Raw genomic sequence first — 15,842 nt, forward strand, 5'->3', positions numbered from 1 at the left:
GTTTTACGCCTCCAACACGTCTGCAACCGCAGATTTCAGCGTGTCCACAATCAAATCAATTTCTTCGGGCGTTGATGTGTAGGCGGGGGCCAGCAGCACGTGATCACCGTTGGTTCCGTCCGCGCAGCCTTGCGATGGATAGACCATAATACCGCGTGCCTTGGCCGCTGCACCAATCTTCATGGCAAGCCCGTCGGTGACGGGAAAGGGGACCTTGGTGGTGCGATCTGCGACCAGTTCGATGGTCCAGAACAACCCGCGACCACGGATATCGCCCACATGCGCATGTTGCCCGAAGGCGTCGCGCAGTCCCGTTTCCAATTGTGCGCCAAGCGTTTTCACCTTGCCAAGTAGACCTTCGTTTTCAATCACTTGTTGCACGGCCAAAGCACCTGCCGTCGCAATTGCGTGGGACATATAGGTGTGCCCGTTCCAAAGCTTGCCACTGCCGGCTTTGATCGCATCAATCACTTTTTGCGCGGCAATCACCGCAGCAATAGGTTGATACCCAGCACCCAGTCCCTTGGCCGTGGTGGTGATATCCGCGTAGATGCCTTCTTGTTCCAGCGCGAACAACGATCCGGTCCGGCCCATGCCGCACATGACTTCGTCCGCGATATAGAGCACATCGTATTCATCGCAAATTTCGCGGATGCGAGTGAAATAACCCTTGGGCGCAGGTTGTGTGCCAAGCGAAGCCCCGACAACAGGTTCCGCTACAAACGCCATAACTGTTTCAGGCCCAAGACGGCGAATTTCGGCATCCAAAAGGTTGGCCATCCGTATAGCGAATTCCGACTCGGTTTCACCGTCCTTTTGCATCCGGTAGGCGTAGGCCGCGTCAATATGGCTAACGTCCATCAACAAGGGGGCAAAGGGCGCACGGCGACCTGCATGGCCACCTGTCGCAAGTGCTGCCAGCGTGTTTCCGTGATAGCTGGGTTTGCGTGCAATAACTTTGGCGCGCGTAGGCTCGCCGCGTTCTAGGTAATATTGGCGGGCAAGCTTCAGCGCCGCTTCCATCGCCTCGGACCCGCTTCCCAGATACATCACACGACCATTACCAGTTCCGGCAGGCGAACGGTCGATCAAATGGGTCGCAAGGTCTTCTGCGGGTTGGTTCGTGAATGATCCGGTGTGTGCGAACGCCAATTTGTCTACCTGTGCCTTGATCGCTTCGCGCACAAAGGCATGATCATGTCCAAGGCAGGACACTGCGGCACCGCCGCAGGCATCCAGATAGCGTCGGCCGTTGTTATCAATCAGCGTATTCGCTTCGACCGCGACGATTGAAGGCAGGTCGGTGGTAAGGTCTCGATGAAAAACGCTGCTCATTTCACTTCCGTCTTGTATATAAACTCATGTTTTGTATATTAGACATAATGATCAATCGCAAGGCTTTCTTTCTATGACAGGTGCGCTTCATAAGATTAGGGTTCTCGATCTGACGCATGTTCTGGCGGGGCCGTTTTGTACGTATCAGATGGCATTGTTAGGTGCAGATGTGACCAAGATCGAAGACCCGTTGAATCCCGATTGCGCACGCGGGCGGGGACCGGACGCGGCGGGCAACGCGTTAGGCCTTGGGCTGAATTACCAGGTGCAGGGCGGCAATAAGAGAAGTCTTGCCCTTAATTTACGCGACCCCGAAGGCGCAAAGATTTTACGGGCTTTGGTGCGGGACACGGATGTTTTTGTAGAAAATTTTGCAACGGGCGCTTTGGCGGGGCTGGGGCTTGGTTATGCCGATCTGGCCGCTGAAAACCCGGCGCTGATTTACTGTTCCATCACGGGTTACGGCGATATCGGCCCGCAAGCGGAACATGGTGCTTATGATAATGTGATCCAAGCGACCAGCGGCACCATTTCTCAATGTGGCGGCGTTAAACCCGGAGTATCCTTTGTTGATTACGCCACTGGATATGCTGCGGCCTTTGCGGTTACTGCGGCCTTGACGCAGCGCGGCAATGACGGGCAGGGAACACATATCTCTGTCTCAATGCTTGAGGTCGCAATGCAGATGATGGCCCCCGAAGCTGCTGCTACGCAACACGCCAAAGCGCCTGCGCGCGGTAAAGAAGCGGGCATCGCCAGCTATGACACGGCTGACGGCCAGTTGATGTTGGGCGCGTTTCATCCGGCGCAATACCGTGCATTGGCACAAATCTTGGATAGCATTGGTCATCCGGTGATGGCACTGGCAAAGGTCAAAAGCTGGCCGGAAGTCTGGGCAATCTCCGACGACATCAAGGCAGAGCTACGGGCGATTTTCGCGCAAAAGACCGCCGATGACTGGGTCGCACTCTTGCGGGCCGCTAATTTGCCCGCTGAACGGGTCAAAACGCTGTCAGAGGCCGTTGAATTGCCCCAACTTGCCGCACGCGGGTATTTCGCACCGAACCCAGATGCACCTGATGTTTCATTGCCCACAACGGCTTTCACCATGACGCATGGTGGCGCTAATCTACACAGCGCCCCGCCCAAACATGGTGAGCAAACGCGCGATGTTCTGAGTGAAATGGGTATGAACGACGACCAAATCGCGCATCTTTATGCACAAGGAATTGTGGTATGATCCATCTGACCGCCTCACCTTGGACCGCGCTTCCCGACGCGCTGCACCACACTGGTGAGCCGTCCGCTTGGGCGAAAATGACGCGCCCCGACCAGCCGATGCATTCGTTCCTTGAATCCGCGTTTTTCGACAACGCAGGGGCAATGTGGCTCTCAGATGTGCCCTATGGCCGCGTATTTCGTGTATCGCCTGCGGGTGAATGGGAAGTCATGCACCAGATTGAAGGTGAACCACACGCCATGCGCATTGCTCCCGATGGTCGCCGCATTGCCGTTGATTACCGTCACGGGATGATCGAACTGACGGGGCCTGCGGAATTCAAAACCCTGATCGCGGGCGCGTCGGAACCGTTCATGGGCCTGTCGGATATGGCCTATGGGCCGGATGGCGCGCTGTGGTTCACCGATTCCGGCCGTAGCAGTTTGAGCGATCCAGTGGGCCGTGTGTATCGCTGGCAGGACGGCGTGCTGCGTCTGGTGCTGGATTGCGTACCCTATTCCAACGGCATCTGTGTGTCACCTGATAACGGATGGGTTTACGTCGCCGCGACGCGGGCCAATCAGGTCTGGAAATTTTCGACACGACTGCCCGAAGTAGAGTCGCCGATGGTCGGCACGTATTTGCAATTGTCTGGCGGGCTTGGCCCCGATGGGCTGGCTTGTAATGCTCACGGTTGGCTTGCTGTTGCGCAGGCGCAAGCGGGACGTGCCTATGTTTATGACGCCATTGGCGATCTGATTGCCGAGGTCCGTCTGCCGCGCGGGATATGGACCACGTCCGTGACGTTTCACCCCGACAACCCACAAAAACTCATTATCGTGGACGCCCAATTCGGCGGCGTCTTTACCTGCGACATTCCCAATCCGAGGACCTGACAGATGCAAAAAGAAGACCTTCACGGCTACGTACCCGCCATTGCGACCCCTTTCAACGAGCGCGGCGAAATCATGGAAGACGCCTTTGTCGATTTGTTCGAATTCCTGTTATCACGCGGTGCAACTTGCATCTGCATCGCAGGCGACAACGGCGAAAGCTGGGCGTTGAACGCGGATGAACGCGGACGCCTTGTGCGACTCGCCAAAGATACGTCCAAGGGCCGGGTTCCTGTCATGATGGGCATTTCCGCGCCGACCATCGATGCATCGATGGCCTACATAAAGGCCGCCGAAGACAATGGCGTGGATGTGTTATTGTCCATGCCACAAACCTACGTTCTGAAAGCGTCCGAAGCTGAATTGATGGCTCGCTTTGACAAAGTGTCGGCGGCCACAAAGCTGCCACTAGTCCTGTACAACTCGCCACGCCGCATGGGTTTTTCGCTGACCATTGATCAAACGGAAACGCTACTCGACAATCACAACGTGATCGGGATTAAGGAAAGCCAGCGCGATTTCTTTTACCACACGCATCTGCTTAAGCGTCTTGGCCACCGCATGTCCGTGATGACGGGCCCGTGCCATTACATCATGCCGGCCTTCGCGCTGGGGGCCAAAGGGTTCATCGCCACGGGGCCTGAATTCACGGATATGTTGCCGTCCGATATGGCCGCTGCAGGTGCGGGCGTTCCCGATGATACGTATCAACATGCGCACTACCAGTTGACGGTTTTGTATGAACTCTTGATGGGGCTTGGCACATGGCCCGCGTCGTTTAAGGCGGCGCTGAACCTGATCGGGCAACCCGCCGGTGTGCCACGCGATCCGGTTATGGCGCTGTCCCGGGCCGATATCGACAAAATTAAACGCACGTTTGATGACCTCGGCATCAGTTACGCATGATGCGTCTGGTTGCGAACCAATCCAGCTTGATCGAGCGGACAGAGCTCGTGACGTTTACCTTCGCGGGACACCCTGTTCAGGGGTATCGTGGGGAAGCTTTGGTCGCAGCGTTGTTGCGTAAAGGATATCTGAACCTACGAAATGCACCGCAAGATACCGCCCCGCGTGGTGCGTTTTGTTGCATGGGCCTGTGTCAGGAATGCGTGGTTCATATTAACGGCCAAGTGGTTGAGGCGTGCCGCTATGAGGTTGCGCCCGACCTGTCGGTGGAGCGCTCAGGATGACGGATGTGTTCGACATTGCAGTTGTTGGAGCGGGGCCAGCGGGGGGCAATGCCGCTTTGGCCGCCGCACGCAACGGCCTGCGTGTGGTTTTGCTGGATGAACAACCGCAAGCGGGCGGGCAGGTGTGGCGAGCAAAATCTGCCGCTATCCTTAAGGCGCCAAAGACCATAGAAACCTTGGCAGGGGATGTATTGCGGCGTGCCATTGCATCGTCTGACGTCACCCATTTACATGGCGCTCGTGTTTGGCAGATATCGCGCGAAGGTGACAACTGGCAGTGCCATATTCTGCGTGATGGAAAAAGCGAACCGGTGCAGGCGACGTCGCTGATCCTTGCCCCCGGCGCGCGCGAATATGTGCAACCGGTGCAGGGTTGGACAACCCCCGGCGTGATCGGCCTTGCGGGAGCGACGGCCTTGTTCAAGCAAAACTTGATCGTGCCGGGTCAACGCACTGTTGTCTCTGGCACTGGGCCCTTGGTATTCTATGTCGCCAGCGAAATTCGCCGTCTGGGCGGCGAGGTTGCAGGTATCGTAACACCTAATACACGCCGCGATTGGCTACAGGCGCTACCTGTGATGTTGGGTAAGCCCAAATTGCTGATGCGCGGTGCAGTATGGATGGTCGATCTGATGCTGGCACGGGTGCCGATTTATTGGGGCCACACCGTGACCGAAGTGTTGGGGACGACCCAGGTGTCAGGTGTTCAAGTTAGCAAACTGGATGCGGATTGGACGCCGAAAATGCAGGTCACAACCTTGCAAGCTGACAGCCTGTGTCTTGGCCACGGGCTAATTCCGCAGATCGAAGCCGCGCAGATGTTGGGTGTCGGGATCACGCATGATCCGGCGTCTGGCGGTTGGGTGCCAAACGCTCAGGATGACGGGTCTACAAACATTGGAAATCTTTATCTTTGCGGCGACGGCACTGGCATTCGCGGGGCGGATGCCGCTGCGGTGCAAGGGCGCGTAACTGGGATGCGTGCTGCCTCCGATCTTGGTTCTGATACCGACCAAGACATGCGCGCCGCGCACAATGAATGGCGGCGCGCAGCGGGCTTTGGCATGGCGATGACGGCGCTGAGTATTCCGCGTGCAGGGATGGCGAGATGGACAACGGCTGAAACTATCGTTTGTCGCTGCGAGGGCATTATCAAACAGAGTGTTTTGGGCGAGGTCGCGACCGGTGCCGCCACTACCAATGCGGTGAAATCCGGCGTGCGTGCGGGCATGGGACCCTGTGGCGGTAAATATTGTCAGACTGCGGTTGCGGCGTTGATTGCGGATCACAAAGGTACCGACGTGTCAAACATCGCACCACCAACACCGCGCCCACCGCTGCGGCCTGTTCCATTGGGTGCCCTCGCAGGGTCATTTGATTACGACGATCTACCAATTCCAAAGCCTGCACCGCTATGACGTATGACATCGCAATCATTGGCGGCGGTATTATGGGATGCAGCACGGCGTTGCGCGTCGTCGCAGGCGGCATGAAGGCTATCGTGCTGGATCAGGGCGATCTGGGACAAGGGGCGTCTGGCGTCAATGCCGGGACACTCAGCTTGCAAATCAAGCGAGTCAAATTGATGCCCTATGCACTCAAAGGCCATCACTTGTGGGAAGAGATGGGCGCAGCTGTAGGGTTTGCAAAAACGGGTGGTTACACGCTTGCGTTCAACGATCGCGAAGCTGAATTATTGAAAGAACGACAAACAATGAAGGCGGAGGCAGGCGCGCCGATTGAATTTGTCTCAAACAACAGATTGCGGGCCGCTGAACCCGGTCTGACCCAAAAAGTCGTTGCGGCGAGTTATTGCGCCGAGGATGGCTATGCCAATTCATCGCTGACAGGACAGTACTATCGGGGTTGTTTGCAGGACGCGGGGATTGAATATCGCGAGCAGAATGCCGTCACAGCCATCAAAAAGTTAAAGGCCGGCATTTTTGAAATCGCGACCCCCCAAGGTGTGGTTTACGCAAAACGTCTACTGCTTGCCGCAGGTGCGTGGTTGAAACCGTTGGCGGCGCTGCTGGATGTGAATCTGCCGGTGAACGCGCGGATCAACACAGTCTCTGTCACCGAACGCATGCCACCCCTAATGTCGAGCGTAATCGGCCATGCGACAGGCCTGCTGACCATGAAACAAAAGGCCAATGGCACCGTACTGATCGGTGGGGGTTGGCAAGGGCGCGGTACACCGCAAGAGGGGCGTGGCGAAGTGGATGTCGCATCCGTGCGGCCCAATCTGGCGTTGGCACAATATGCGTTGCCTGCCCTTGGCGACGCACGTGTGTTGCGCAGTTGGACGGGATTTGAGGCCAACGTGCCCGACTTCTATCCGCTCGCCGGAGCGTTGCCAAACGTGCCGGACGCTTATGTTCTGGGCTGCGTGCGTGGCGGCTATACCATCGGCCCTTATATTGGGCAGCTGATGGGTAATTTCATTCTGGGGCGAGAGCCCGAAATGCCCCTTTTTGATCCGGGGCGCACATTCCAAGAGGACACGATATGACACATGATCCAGCCCGCCTTGACGGGAAACTCGCTGTAATTACTGGCGGCGGTAGCGGAATTGGCGAAGCCACAGCGCATGTTTTTGCGCAAGCGGGCGCGACCGTTGTGGTGACGGGGCGGCGGTTGGAGCCATTAGAAAAAGTGGCCAAAGACGTGGGTGGCCATGCGATAGCTTGTGATGTGTCAAACCAAGATGACGTTCACGCGATGTTTGCCCGGGCGATGAATATTACGGGCCGCGTCGATGTGCTGCTCAACAATGCGGGTGGTCCCGGTCCGATCGCGCCAGTTGCAGACGTCGATATGGTAGAGTGGGTGACCTGCATGAACATCAACCTCGTCGGAGCGATGTATTGCCTTCAAGAAGCGGCCAAGATTATGGGCGCGCAGAAGTCAGGGTCGATCATTAACATGTCATCCCTGATGGGTATCCAAGGCTACCCGATGCGTTCTGCCTATACGGCATCGAAATTCGCGTTGATCGGGATTACGGAAACTATGGCGCGTGAACTTGGGCCGGTTGGTGTGCGGGTCAATGCCCTTATGCCGGGTGCGGTGTCAGGTGCAAACATGGATCGTATTCTCGCCAAACGCGCCGAGGCCGAGGGCCGACCCGCCGCCGAAATCGAACGCGAAAACTACACCGATGTGGCCGCACTGAAACGCTGGGTTTCCCCCGAAGAAGTGGGCCGCGCGGCGCTGTATTACGCAAGTGATCTAAGTTCGGCCATCACGGGCGATAAAATGAAAGTCGACTGCGGTCGTTTCTAAGGAGAATTCATATGTTCGAGACAATTCAAAGCCGTGGTGTCGACCAGATTTTGGCACTGATGAAAGCGTTTCAGGCAGATCCGCGTGACAAAAAAGTTGATCTGGTGGTTGGTGTCTACAAAGATGCCAATGGTGCAGTGCCTGTCATGGATGCGGTCAAAGGCGCTGAGGCTTTGTTGCTTGAACAAGAAACAACCAAGACATATGTCGGCATGGCAGGCGATGCTGAATTTCGCAGCTTTGTGCCGCCTTTGTTGCTGGGCGAGAACGCCACACAAATCGCTGAGGGTCGGGTGACGAGTTTGCAAACGGTCGGTGGATCTGGCGCCTTAAAAGTCGGGTGCGATCTGTTGAATTCAATTGAGCCGGGAAAGCGACTTTGGGTCAGTACACCGACATGGGCCAATCATGTGCCTGTGGCGACTGACGCTGGTCTAAATGTTGCCTACTATCCCTATTTCCGACCAAGTGATCGGGGGTTGGATTTTGAAGCAATGATAATGCACCTTCAATCCAACAGCGCGGTAGGCGATGCCATCCTATTGCATGCGTGCTGCCATAATCCGACAGGTGTGGACTTGTCCCTTGAACAATGGAAGAAATTGAGCAGATTCATATCTGATCGCCGTTTGTTGCCATTTGTCGATTGCGCCTATCAGGGCTTGGGCGATGGTATGGAGAGAGACGTCGCGGGGCTGCGAGTTTTGGCTGCCAAAGTTCCCGAAATGTTGATCGCAAGTTCATTCTCTAAAAACTTTGGAATCTATCGCGAACGTACCGGCGCACTAACGTTGATTGCTCAAAATGCTGATGTACTTGCTAAGACCCAAGCCGCAGCCGAAACGGTCATCCGCTCGAACTACTCCATGCCACCGAGCCACGGCGCTCGAGTGGTCGCGAATGTCTTTGGCTCTTTTGAGCTGCGCTCGTTATGGGCGGAGGAGCTCAATGATATGCGTGCGCGGATTGCCGAGATGCGTCGGGTGTTGCGTTTGAAACTGGAAGAACGGCAGGTGACGCAAGACTTGTCGTTCCTGACGGATCAGTGCGGTATGTTCTCTTACACCGGTTTTAATCCAGCGGACGTAGAGCGATTGCGCGCAGAATTTGGCATTTACACAGCTGGGGACGGGCGCATCAATGTTGCCGGATTGTCTGCGGACAATCTGGATGCCGTTGCTGACGGATTTGCCGCCGTAATGCGATAACTAGAACAGATTACAGTCTCACCTTACGAGAATTTAGGATAGGAGATCTTCGATGGCTTTTCAGATTGAACCGCTGACATTGCCATTGCCACACTGCTGGTTTGAAGCTGACACGTCGCTGCCGGCGCACCGGTTTAACGAATTAACGAAAAGAAGCTTGGATCAGGTATCTCCGCGCTTGCGGGTGTTGCGGCGGGGACCCAAGGCGCGGTGAGCGATGCTGTTGCACGGCGCGAAGACAACACGCTGGACGGGTCACAGCGCACGACTGATAACTATTTCAACGTGGCTCGCGCCGATGATCTTCCAGTTCCGCAATTCCGTGTGGCGCTGGGGCAAACGTTGAATGCCTGCTATCTGGATGTCGCCTCGGGAGTGTCAATAAGTGATCGTGATGTTGAGGTTTTGGCGCTTGGATTGCACCGTCTCGCGGATTGGTCGCAATTTCCGACATCTACGGATATCGATGTGACAACGTGGGAGATGACAGCGCCCGCCGCGATTTACCGCTGGAAGCAACAGCACCATCTGTTCTTCGTAATCGTCCATGGGATTTTGTATTTGTTACACGTCCTTGAGGAGGCCATGGGCCGCTGTCATGCGCCTGTCGTCAAGGCGTTTTTGCAAGATTTTGCAGAACTGATGGAAGCGTCAGAGGTGGCGTTCCGACTGGCCAGCGATTTTTCGCAAGAGGCTTATGACAGTGAAGTTCGTCCCGACATGCATGCGTTTGATCCTCACTTTTCAGGACTGTTTTACGCTGACCACAAAGAACTGATCACACGTTTACGTCTGCTGCGTGGGGTAGGTGATGATTTCGAACAGGAATTGAACCGTATCGACGACGCCATCACCGAGTCATACGATGTGCATGCGTTGGTTTGTCTGCGCTTTGTTGGGGAAACCTCAAGCCTTGCGTCGAAGGATGACACCCGCGTCGCAGCCGAAAGCATCCGTAATAGGTACGTCAACCGAACTAAGACCATCGCGGGCTTTGGGAAGAAGACCAAACCATGAAACTGACAATTCTTGGGTCCGGTACGCCGGAACCCTATGCACGACGTGCCTCCAGCGGGTATCTGTTAGAGGTCGGCGATGATGTGATCTTGTTTGATTGCGGAGGCGGCGTATTCGATAACTTGATCCGCTCAGGGCGTAAGCCTTCCGACATTACGCATCTGTTTTTCAGCCATCTGCACAGTGATCACATGATGGACTACGCCCGTTTGGTGCATGCTGCATGGGACGAAGGCGGCGCGCCTATTAAGGTCTTTGGACCTGCCCCGATTGGTTCAATTACCGAAGGGTACTTCGGTGTAGACGGTATCTTCTCGCACGATCTGAAGTCGCGAACAGAGTTGCTGCTCAGCCAAGAGGTTTGGAAAGCACGCGGCGGTACGTTGCCTCGCCCATGGCCAGCCCCTGAAGTCACTGAAACTGACGTTGACCATCAGTATCAGGGGACTGAATGGAGCCTGAACACCTGCTCCGTCCCTCACGCGCAGCCTTCGTTGCAATGCATGGCCTATTCCGTCAAACACGGCGGGCGCAAGTTTGTGTACTCAGGGGATGCGGGGCGCTGTGATACACTGGAAGCCCTCAGCGCCGGTGCCGATCTATTGTTGCATTGGTGTTACCGATTGGATGGCGAGGCAGCACATTCGTCAATGCTTGATCTGACACCGACACCATTTGAAACGGGTGCAATGGCGCGAAGGGCAGGCGTACGGCGCCTGTTGTTAACCAATTTCCGGATTCATATGGACGGCGATGACAATTTTGCCGCCGCACAAGACAGTCTAAAGGCAGGTTTTGCCGGACCATGCGGGATCGTTGAGGATTTACAGAGCTACGATATTTGATCTATGCGCCGCCACTCGGCTTGCCCGCGCATTCCAGGAATATGCGCGCGGTGCATTTGGCGCAGATGTCATCGTCCGCCTTTTCAACCGCCGCTGCGATGGCGTCGGATTTGGTGAAATGCAAGTGATCCGCGCCCAGGACGCTAGTCACATGCATCCTTCGCAACGCATTGAGTGATGACTTATGCGACGCAATCAGGTGATAATCCTGCCCACGTTTACGCGCCGCACGGCATTCATTGAGCAGAAAATCAGCGCCCGCCAGATCAATCTTGCCTACGCCTTTCATGTTCAACACCGTCGTTCTGCGGGTGCCAAAATGCGCATCAATGTCGCGAAATGCATCCTCGACGTGTTCGACAGACCCAAAAAACAATGGCCCTTCGATCCGTAGGTTCACGATCTGTGGGCATTCGGTTAAATCGTTGGTATGCGCATTTCGAAACACGCGCCGCCCCCCAACAAGCATAGGGGCACCTACCCCGACAGAGGGGTGTGCGCTCTTGTTCAAGAACACCGCTAGCGCGACTAGAACGCCGACCATAATCGCAAAATCGAGTTCCGAGAATATGCCCGTGATGAAGGTCGTCAAAAGGATTAATGTTTCACTGCGGCTGGTAATCAGAATGTGCCGGATTTCGTTAAAGTTGATCAATTTCCACGCCACATAGAGGATGATTGTTGCCATGGAGGGCACCGGAACGAACCGCACAAGCGGGGCAATCACGAATAGCGCAGCAAATAGGATGACGGCGGCAAAAATTGCGGCCATCGGGGTTTTTGCCCCACTTTCGGCGTTCAATCCTGATCGCGTGAACGACCCTGATCCTGCGTAGGATTGGAAGAACGACCCGACCATGTTGGAGATGCCTTGTCCGACGATTTCTTGGTTGGTATCATACCGTTCGGCACGGCGCAGCGCGAAGGATTTGCCGATTGATATTGCCTCAAGCAGTCCAACAAACGCGACCGCAACCGCCCCCGGCAACAAGTTTGACAGGATCGACAACGAGAATTCCGGAGTTGTCAGGTTCGGAGTGACGCTCGTCAACGGGTCAAACATGCGCAATCCGGCCTGCGCGCCGCCTAATAACCACGATGTGGTGGCACCTGCGATCAATGCCAGAATGTAGGCGGGGATGCGTTTGTCGATGCTATTGACGATCAAGATGGTCACAAGCGTCACCACTGAAACTACCAGCGCAGCGCTATTGAACTCCCCCAAATGAAGCGCGACGCGTTCCAACCGTTCTATCACGCCGCCTCCGCTCTCGGTCAGGATACCCAAGGCCCCGCCAAGTTGGGACGCGGCAATCAACAATGCGGCGGCGGCGGTAAAGCCGATGATGACCGAATGAGAGACAAAAGAAATCAGCCCACCAAGCCCTGCAAGCCCGGACGCGAATTGCAACACTCCGACCATAAAGGTCAGCGTCAAAGCTAGGGCGATGTAGGTTTCCGTACCAGGCAAAGCGAACTCGGACAGGGTTGCGAACACGACGGCGGATATCGCCGTGGTCGGGCCTGAAACCATCACCATCGATGCGCCCCAGAACGCGGCGATGGCGCAGACAACAATCGCAGTGAACAGCCCGAACTCCGGCGGTAAACCCGCGATGATTGCAAAGGCGACGCCTTGCGGGAGCACAATGGCGGCATTGGTGAAACCGGCAATAAAATCGGACCGCAGGGTATCTTTGTTGACCTGCCTGAGCCAGGGGCGAACAGGGCTAAGACGCCGCGATATCCTTGAGATATAGTGATGCATGCTGGCAACCGACTGGGATGAAAGTGTGAGGACTCATAATGAATTAGATTGATATAGTCATCATTAATATTGATTAATACATCAATTATTTGTAGCAATTGACTATTGCCTGAGATGTATGTCCCCATTGTGGGCAGGAGTAGTGGTGTGACGAAGCCCACCAAGAACGTACTGTTTGTGATGGCCGATGAACATCAGGCCGCCGCACTGTCGTGTTTGAGACATCCTGTCGTTCAGACCCCGAACCTTGATCGGCTGGCCGCTCGCGGCACATTGTTTGCCAATGCTTACACTCCAAGCCCGATTTGCGTTCCCGCCCGCGCCGCCGTTGCGACAGGACTGTACCCCCACCAAACGCGGTATTGGGACAATGCCCATGCCTATGATGGTCGTGTCGCGTCTTGGAGTCACGCACTTGGAGCGCACGGGGTATCTACGATCAGCATCGGTAAACTGCATTATCGCCGCGCTGAAGATCCGACCGGTTTCGATACCCAAATTCTACCGATGCATATTCAGGGGAGCGTTGGACAAATCTGGAGGTCGGTACGCAACCCGCTTCCCAAGACCGAAACGGGTGGCGGCATGCTAGGTCAGGTCGGGGCAGCGGCGCGACGATTGTCCTTTACAAAGGCAGCCGAACATTCCCCCAGATGGATGCGCTTTGGCACATGGCTGCCGATGTCGGGGTTACGCATTTTGGTGTGTCCGCTAAATTCATTGATGGGTTGCGTCAGGCGGATGTGCGGATCAAAGAAAGCCTTGAGCTACCCGCATTGCGTATGATCCTGTCGACCGGATCACCGCTAATCGGCCGCAATTTCCGCTATGTTTATGATGCCTTGACGACAGATGCGCAGCTTGTCTCGATTTCCGGCGGAACAGATATCTTGTCGTGTTTCCTGCTGGGATGCCCCGACCGTCCGGTGTGCGCGGGAGAGCTGACCTGCCGCAGCCCGTTTCCATCGGTGCCTCTGGAGTTTTGGAACGATCACGGTGGTATTAAATACCGCGAGGCCTATTTCGCGAAATACCCAGGCGTCCGGACGCAAAGTGACCGCGAACAGCGCCGGGAGAGTGGTGGCTTCGTGGTTCTTGGTCGCAGTGATACGGTCCTCAACCCCGGCGGCGTGCGGATTGGGACCGCCGAAATTTATCGCGCCATCGAAGATATTGCAGCAATTTCGGAGGCAGATGTTGTTGGGTTCGATACCGAGAATGGCGATGTACAAGTGCAGCTGTTTGTATCCCTGAATAGGGATGCGATGCTTGATGAAAGACTGCGACAGGGATTGAGTAACGCAATCAGGACCCGCTGTACGCCCCGACACGTTCCGGGGCGGATTTCTCAGGTGCACGATTTTCCAAGGACTCGCGCTGGTAAGATCTCAGAAAGTGCAGTGCGTAGTCAAGTGAATGGCCGCCCCATTCTCAACCTCAATCAGTTTGAGAATCCAGAATGTTTGGGTGATTTTTAGTCTGTAAGTGATGATTTGATTGCGGATTCGACTTGCGATTGGGTCGGTTCATGTGTCGCTGAATATAGAGTAGAACTCAGCTGCAAAGTATGGTTGGCGACAAATGGGGTAGCGCGCGCCTAGAGGTGGCAATCACATTCCAGCATTTTGCCTTTGTAGAAGTCATAGAATTCCAGCGATTGGGTCAGAGCAAGGATGTGTTCTGGCCGGTCAAGCAAATATAATGCATGCTTGGTATTTGAAAAAACGATATCAAGTCTATTTTTCTAAAGTTGTTAGATACTAAGTCAAGTCGAAGCCTCCGTCGTCAGGCCCATTGGTGGGTGTCATGAGTTCCAGAGATGATAAGCTGAAAAATGCATTTTCATGAATTCGCAATAGAACGCCTGCCGCGATGGTAATACGCTGTTGAAGGCGAAACCTTTATCTTCATTGTTGGACTGCATCGTTAGTCAACTTCTTCTAGTGTGACTGGGCCCCATAGAGGTTAATCGATAATTATTTTACATAAGATCGACTCTGGGCGGTCAGTAATTGACCTGCTCGAACCCATAAGAACCGCCATAGTCGCGCCATTCTACAAAAACTGATCGATGATAAATATTGGGACAATTTGATCCCCAACCTTCCAGTCCAACGTGCGCCGGCGGGAGCGCTGAAGGAGAAGCTCTTGCCCAGGCAAAATCACCCTGAGTGCCATAGGTTCCAATGAAAATGTTTGCTGAACGTTCACAGTCGCCCTCACTACCAGCTTCGACTTGGCGCGCATAACGCACATCAAATACGCGGATGGACCGGACAAAATTGAACTCTGGACCACTAATGTCGATGTCTGCTCGGTCTTGAATCAGTTGAAACTCAAAACCGTGTCGGGATATTGCACCAGAAGGTCTGCTTCGTCGCAGTATAGCGTTCTCTAGCACTGGTGCGATGCTTCCATTCATCCTTGGGAATGACTGAAGCGGAAGGTCGTTCAGTTCATCCGATAGAATATCGTAGATCCGACCAAAACCGCCTCTCGTTGGTTCAGCTTGGAATGATGCCCCCATGGGACAACGCCAAATCTGCAGAGGAGGCTCAATGGGCCAAGGTGTGATGCGCCGGATGAATTCGGCACGCGCTCGAGCGCATGGAACTGATGCAGGCCAACCTCCAGACAAACACAAAAGGATTGCACAATCGATCTGGTAGGTTTGCGCATTAGCGCGGGTCGCAAACCCGACATTGGTAAAAGACAGTGCCAATACAGCAGAAAGTGAGTACATTCTGAGCGACCGCAACATGAACATCATCCTTATCGGTAGGGATGTCCCAGCATGGCTGTAATAATATACGAATGCAACATGTAATATATTATTGTAAATAATTGCATAAGATTTATTATGTAAAATATAGCAATCTGTCAGAAGATATCTGCACTTCAAAGATCATACCCAACATAGTGACTATTACGCGCTAAAAACAAAACGGGAACATTTGAGGCTGCCGTCCACCTAAGTCACTTATTGCTGTCGATCCAATTAGACATCAGTGACCGGTCCCTAAAACACTCATGGGGAACCTCGCTGCGTTTGTACCGCGCAATCCTCTCGGCGAATGCAACT

Annotated in this window: 15 protein-coding genes; 12 read left to right on the plus strand and 3 right to left on the minus strand. The window is 54.7% G+C overall.

Translation table 11 applies throughout. From position 1 onward, the window contains the following. Positions 1-3: 3 nt before the first annotated feature. On the minus strand, positions 4-1,335 hold the full coding sequence (locus C1J03_RS24500; protein WP_114889360.1) for an aspartate aminotransferase family protein: 1,332 nt from the start codon (positions 1,333-1,335) through the stop codon (positions 4-6). 73 nt (positions 1,336-1,408) lie between these two features. On the opposite strand from C1J03_RS24500, the gene C1J03_RS24505 reads away from it, so the two are divergent. The 10 genes from C1J03_RS24505 to C1J03_RS24550 all read left to right on the plus strand — a co-directional run bounded on the left by C1J03_RS24505 (position 1,409) and on the right by C1J03_RS24550 (position 10,992). Then, positions 1,409-2,575 carry a CaiB/BaiF CoA transferase family protein gene (locus C1J03_RS24505; RefSeq protein ID WP_114889361.1) on the plus strand — a complete coding sequence of 389 codons (1,167 nt, stop codon included), beginning with the start codon at positions 1,409-1,411 and terminating at the stop codon, positions 2,573-2,575. After that, a complete protein-coding gene (locus C1J03_RS24510; protein ID WP_114889362.1) occupies positions 2,572-3,450 on the plus strand; it encodes an SMP-30/gluconolactonase/LRE family protein in 879 nt (292 codons plus the stop codon). The genes C1J03_RS24505 and C1J03_RS24510 overlap by 4 nt, the downstream gene beginning before the upstream one ends. Positions 3,451-3,453: 3 nt before the next feature. Then, complete coding sequence (locus C1J03_RS24515) at positions 3,454-4,353, plus strand: dihydrodipicolinate synthase family protein (protein ID WP_114889363.1); 900 nt, start codon at positions 3,454-3,456, stop codon at positions 4,351-4,353. Then, positions 4,350-4,637: a 2Fe-2S iron-sulfur cluster-binding protein gene (locus C1J03_RS24520; protein WP_114889364.1), complete on the plus strand. Its 288-nt coding sequence runs from the start codon at positions 4,350-4,352 to the stop codon at positions 4,635-4,637. The genes C1J03_RS24515 and C1J03_RS24520 overlap by 4 nt, the downstream gene beginning before the upstream one ends. After that, positions 4,634-6,055 carry an FAD/NAD(P)-dependent oxidoreductase gene (locus C1J03_RS24525; protein ID WP_114889365.1) on the plus strand — a complete coding sequence of 474 codons (1,422 nt, stop codon included), beginning with the start codon at positions 4,634-4,636 and terminating at the stop codon, positions 6,053-6,055. Before C1J03_RS24520 ends, C1J03_RS24525 begins: the two co-directional genes overlap by 4 nt. Next, a complete protein-coding gene (locus C1J03_RS24530) occupies positions 6,052-7,149 on the plus strand; it encodes an NAD(P)/FAD-dependent oxidoreductase (protein ID WP_114889366.1) in 1,098 nt (365 codons plus the stop codon). Before C1J03_RS24525 ends, C1J03_RS24530 begins: the two co-directional genes overlap by 4 nt. After that, positions 7,146-7,922, plus strand: a complete 777-nt coding sequence (locus tag C1J03_RS24535) for an SDR family NAD(P)-dependent oxidoreductase (RefSeq protein ID WP_114889367.1) — start codon at positions 7,146-7,148, stop codon at positions 7,920-7,922. Before C1J03_RS24530 ends, C1J03_RS24535 begins: the two co-directional genes overlap by 4 nt. Before the next feature lie 11 nt (positions 7,923-7,933). Next, positions 7,934-9,130 (plus strand): amino acid aminotransferase, encoded by a 1,197-nt coding sequence (locus C1J03_RS24540; RefSeq protein ID WP_114889368.1) that lies wholly within the window; start codon positions 7,934-7,936, stop codon positions 9,128-9,130. A 210-nt stretch (positions 9,131-9,340) separates the two neighbouring features. After that, positions 9,341-10,147, plus strand: a complete 807-nt coding sequence (locus C1J03_RS24545; protein WP_114889369.1) for a hypothetical protein — start codon at positions 9,341-9,343, stop codon at positions 10,145-10,147. Continuing rightward, a complete protein-coding gene (locus tag C1J03_RS24550) occupies positions 10,144-10,992 on the plus strand; it encodes an MBL fold metallo-hydrolase (RefSeq protein WP_114889370.1) in 849 nt (282 codons plus the stop codon). Before C1J03_RS24545 ends, C1J03_RS24550 begins: the two co-directional genes overlap by 4 nt. Before the next feature lies 1 nt (position 10,993). On the opposite strand, the gene C1J03_RS24555 is transcribed toward C1J03_RS24550, so the two are convergent. Further along, positions 10,994-12,760 carry a SulP family inorganic anion transporter gene (locus tag C1J03_RS24555; RefSeq protein WP_114889371.1) on the minus strand — a complete coding sequence of 589 codons (1,767 nt, stop codon included), beginning with the start codon at positions 12,758-12,760 and terminating at the stop codon, positions 10,994-10,996. Positions 12,761-12,907: 147 nt separating this feature from the next. On the opposite strand from C1J03_RS24555, the gene C1J03_RS24560 reads away from it, so the two are divergent. Then, complete coding sequence (locus tag C1J03_RS24560; protein WP_254694314.1) at positions 12,908-13,546, plus strand: sulfatase-like hydrolase/transferase; 639 nt, start codon at positions 12,908-12,910, stop codon at positions 13,544-13,546. Next, complete coding sequence (locus C1J03_RS24565; RefSeq protein WP_162798666.1) at positions 13,432-14,238, plus strand: hypothetical protein; 807 nt, start codon at positions 13,432-13,434, stop codon at positions 14,236-14,238. Before C1J03_RS24560 ends, C1J03_RS24565 begins: the two co-directional genes overlap by 115 nt. Before the next feature lie 527 nt (positions 14,239-14,765). Here C1J03_RS24565 and C1J03_RS24570 read toward each other — a convergent pair. Continuing rightward, the gene (locus C1J03_RS24570; RefSeq protein ID WP_441351151.1) at positions 14,766-15,503 is read right to left on the minus strand and encodes a hypothetical protein; all 738 of its coding nucleotides are present in this window, start codon (positions 15,501-15,503) and stop codon (positions 14,766-14,768) included. Positions 15,504-15,842 lie beyond the last annotated feature (339 nt).

This window comes from Sulfitobacter sp. SK012 (genome assembly GCF_003352085.1).
Taxonomy (GTDB): domain Bacteria; phylum Pseudomonadota; class Alphaproteobacteria; order Rhodobacterales; family Rhodobacteraceae; genus Sulfitobacter.

Coding starts and splice junctions, on each gene's coding strand:
- C1J03_RS24500 (WP_114889360.1), bottom strand. CDS start 1,335: ATGAGCAGCGTTTTTCATCGAGACCTTACCACCGACCTGCCTTCAATC.
- C1J03_RS24505 (WP_114889361.1), top strand. CDS start 1,409: ATGACAGGTGCGCTTCATAAGATTAGGGTTCTCGATCTGACGCATGTT.
- C1J03_RS24510 (WP_114889362.1), top strand. CDS start 2,572: ATGATCCATCTGACCGCCTCACCTTGGACCGCGCTTCCCGACGCGCTG.
- C1J03_RS24515 (WP_114889363.1), top strand. CDS start 3,454: ATGCAAAAAGAAGACCTTCACGGCTACGTACCCGCCATTGCGACCCCT.
- C1J03_RS24520 (WP_114889364.1), top strand. CDS start 4,350: ATGATGCGTCTGGTTGCGAACCAATCCAGCTTGATCGAGCGGACAGAG.
- C1J03_RS24525 (WP_114889365.1), top strand. CDS start 4,634: ATGACGGATGTGTTCGACATTGCAGTTGTTGGAGCGGGGCCAGCGGGG.
- C1J03_RS24530 (WP_114889366.1), top strand. CDS start 6,052: ATGACGTATGACATCGCAATCATTGGCGGCGGTATTATGGGATGCAGC.
- C1J03_RS24535 (WP_114889367.1), top strand. CDS start 7,146: ATGACACATGATCCAGCCCGCCTTGACGGGAAACTCGCTGTAATTACT.
- C1J03_RS24540 (WP_114889368.1), top strand. CDS start 7,934: ATGTTCGAGACAATTCAAAGCCGTGGTGTCGACCAGATTTTGGCACTG.
- C1J03_RS24550 (WP_114889370.1), top strand. CDS start 10,144: ATGAAACTGACAATTCTTGGGTCCGGTACGCCGGAACCCTATGCACGA.
- C1J03_RS24555 (WP_114889371.1), bottom strand. CDS start 12,760: ATGCATCACTATATCTCAAGGATATCGCGGCGTCTTAGCCCTGTTCGC.
- C1J03_RS24565 (WP_162798666.1), top strand. CDS start 13,432: ATGGCTGCCGATGTCGGGGTTACGCATTTTGGTGTGTCCGCTAAATTC.
- C1J03_RS24570 (WP_441351151.1), bottom strand. CDS start 15,503: ATGTACTCACTTTCTGCTGTATTGGCACTGTCTTTTACCAATGTCGGG.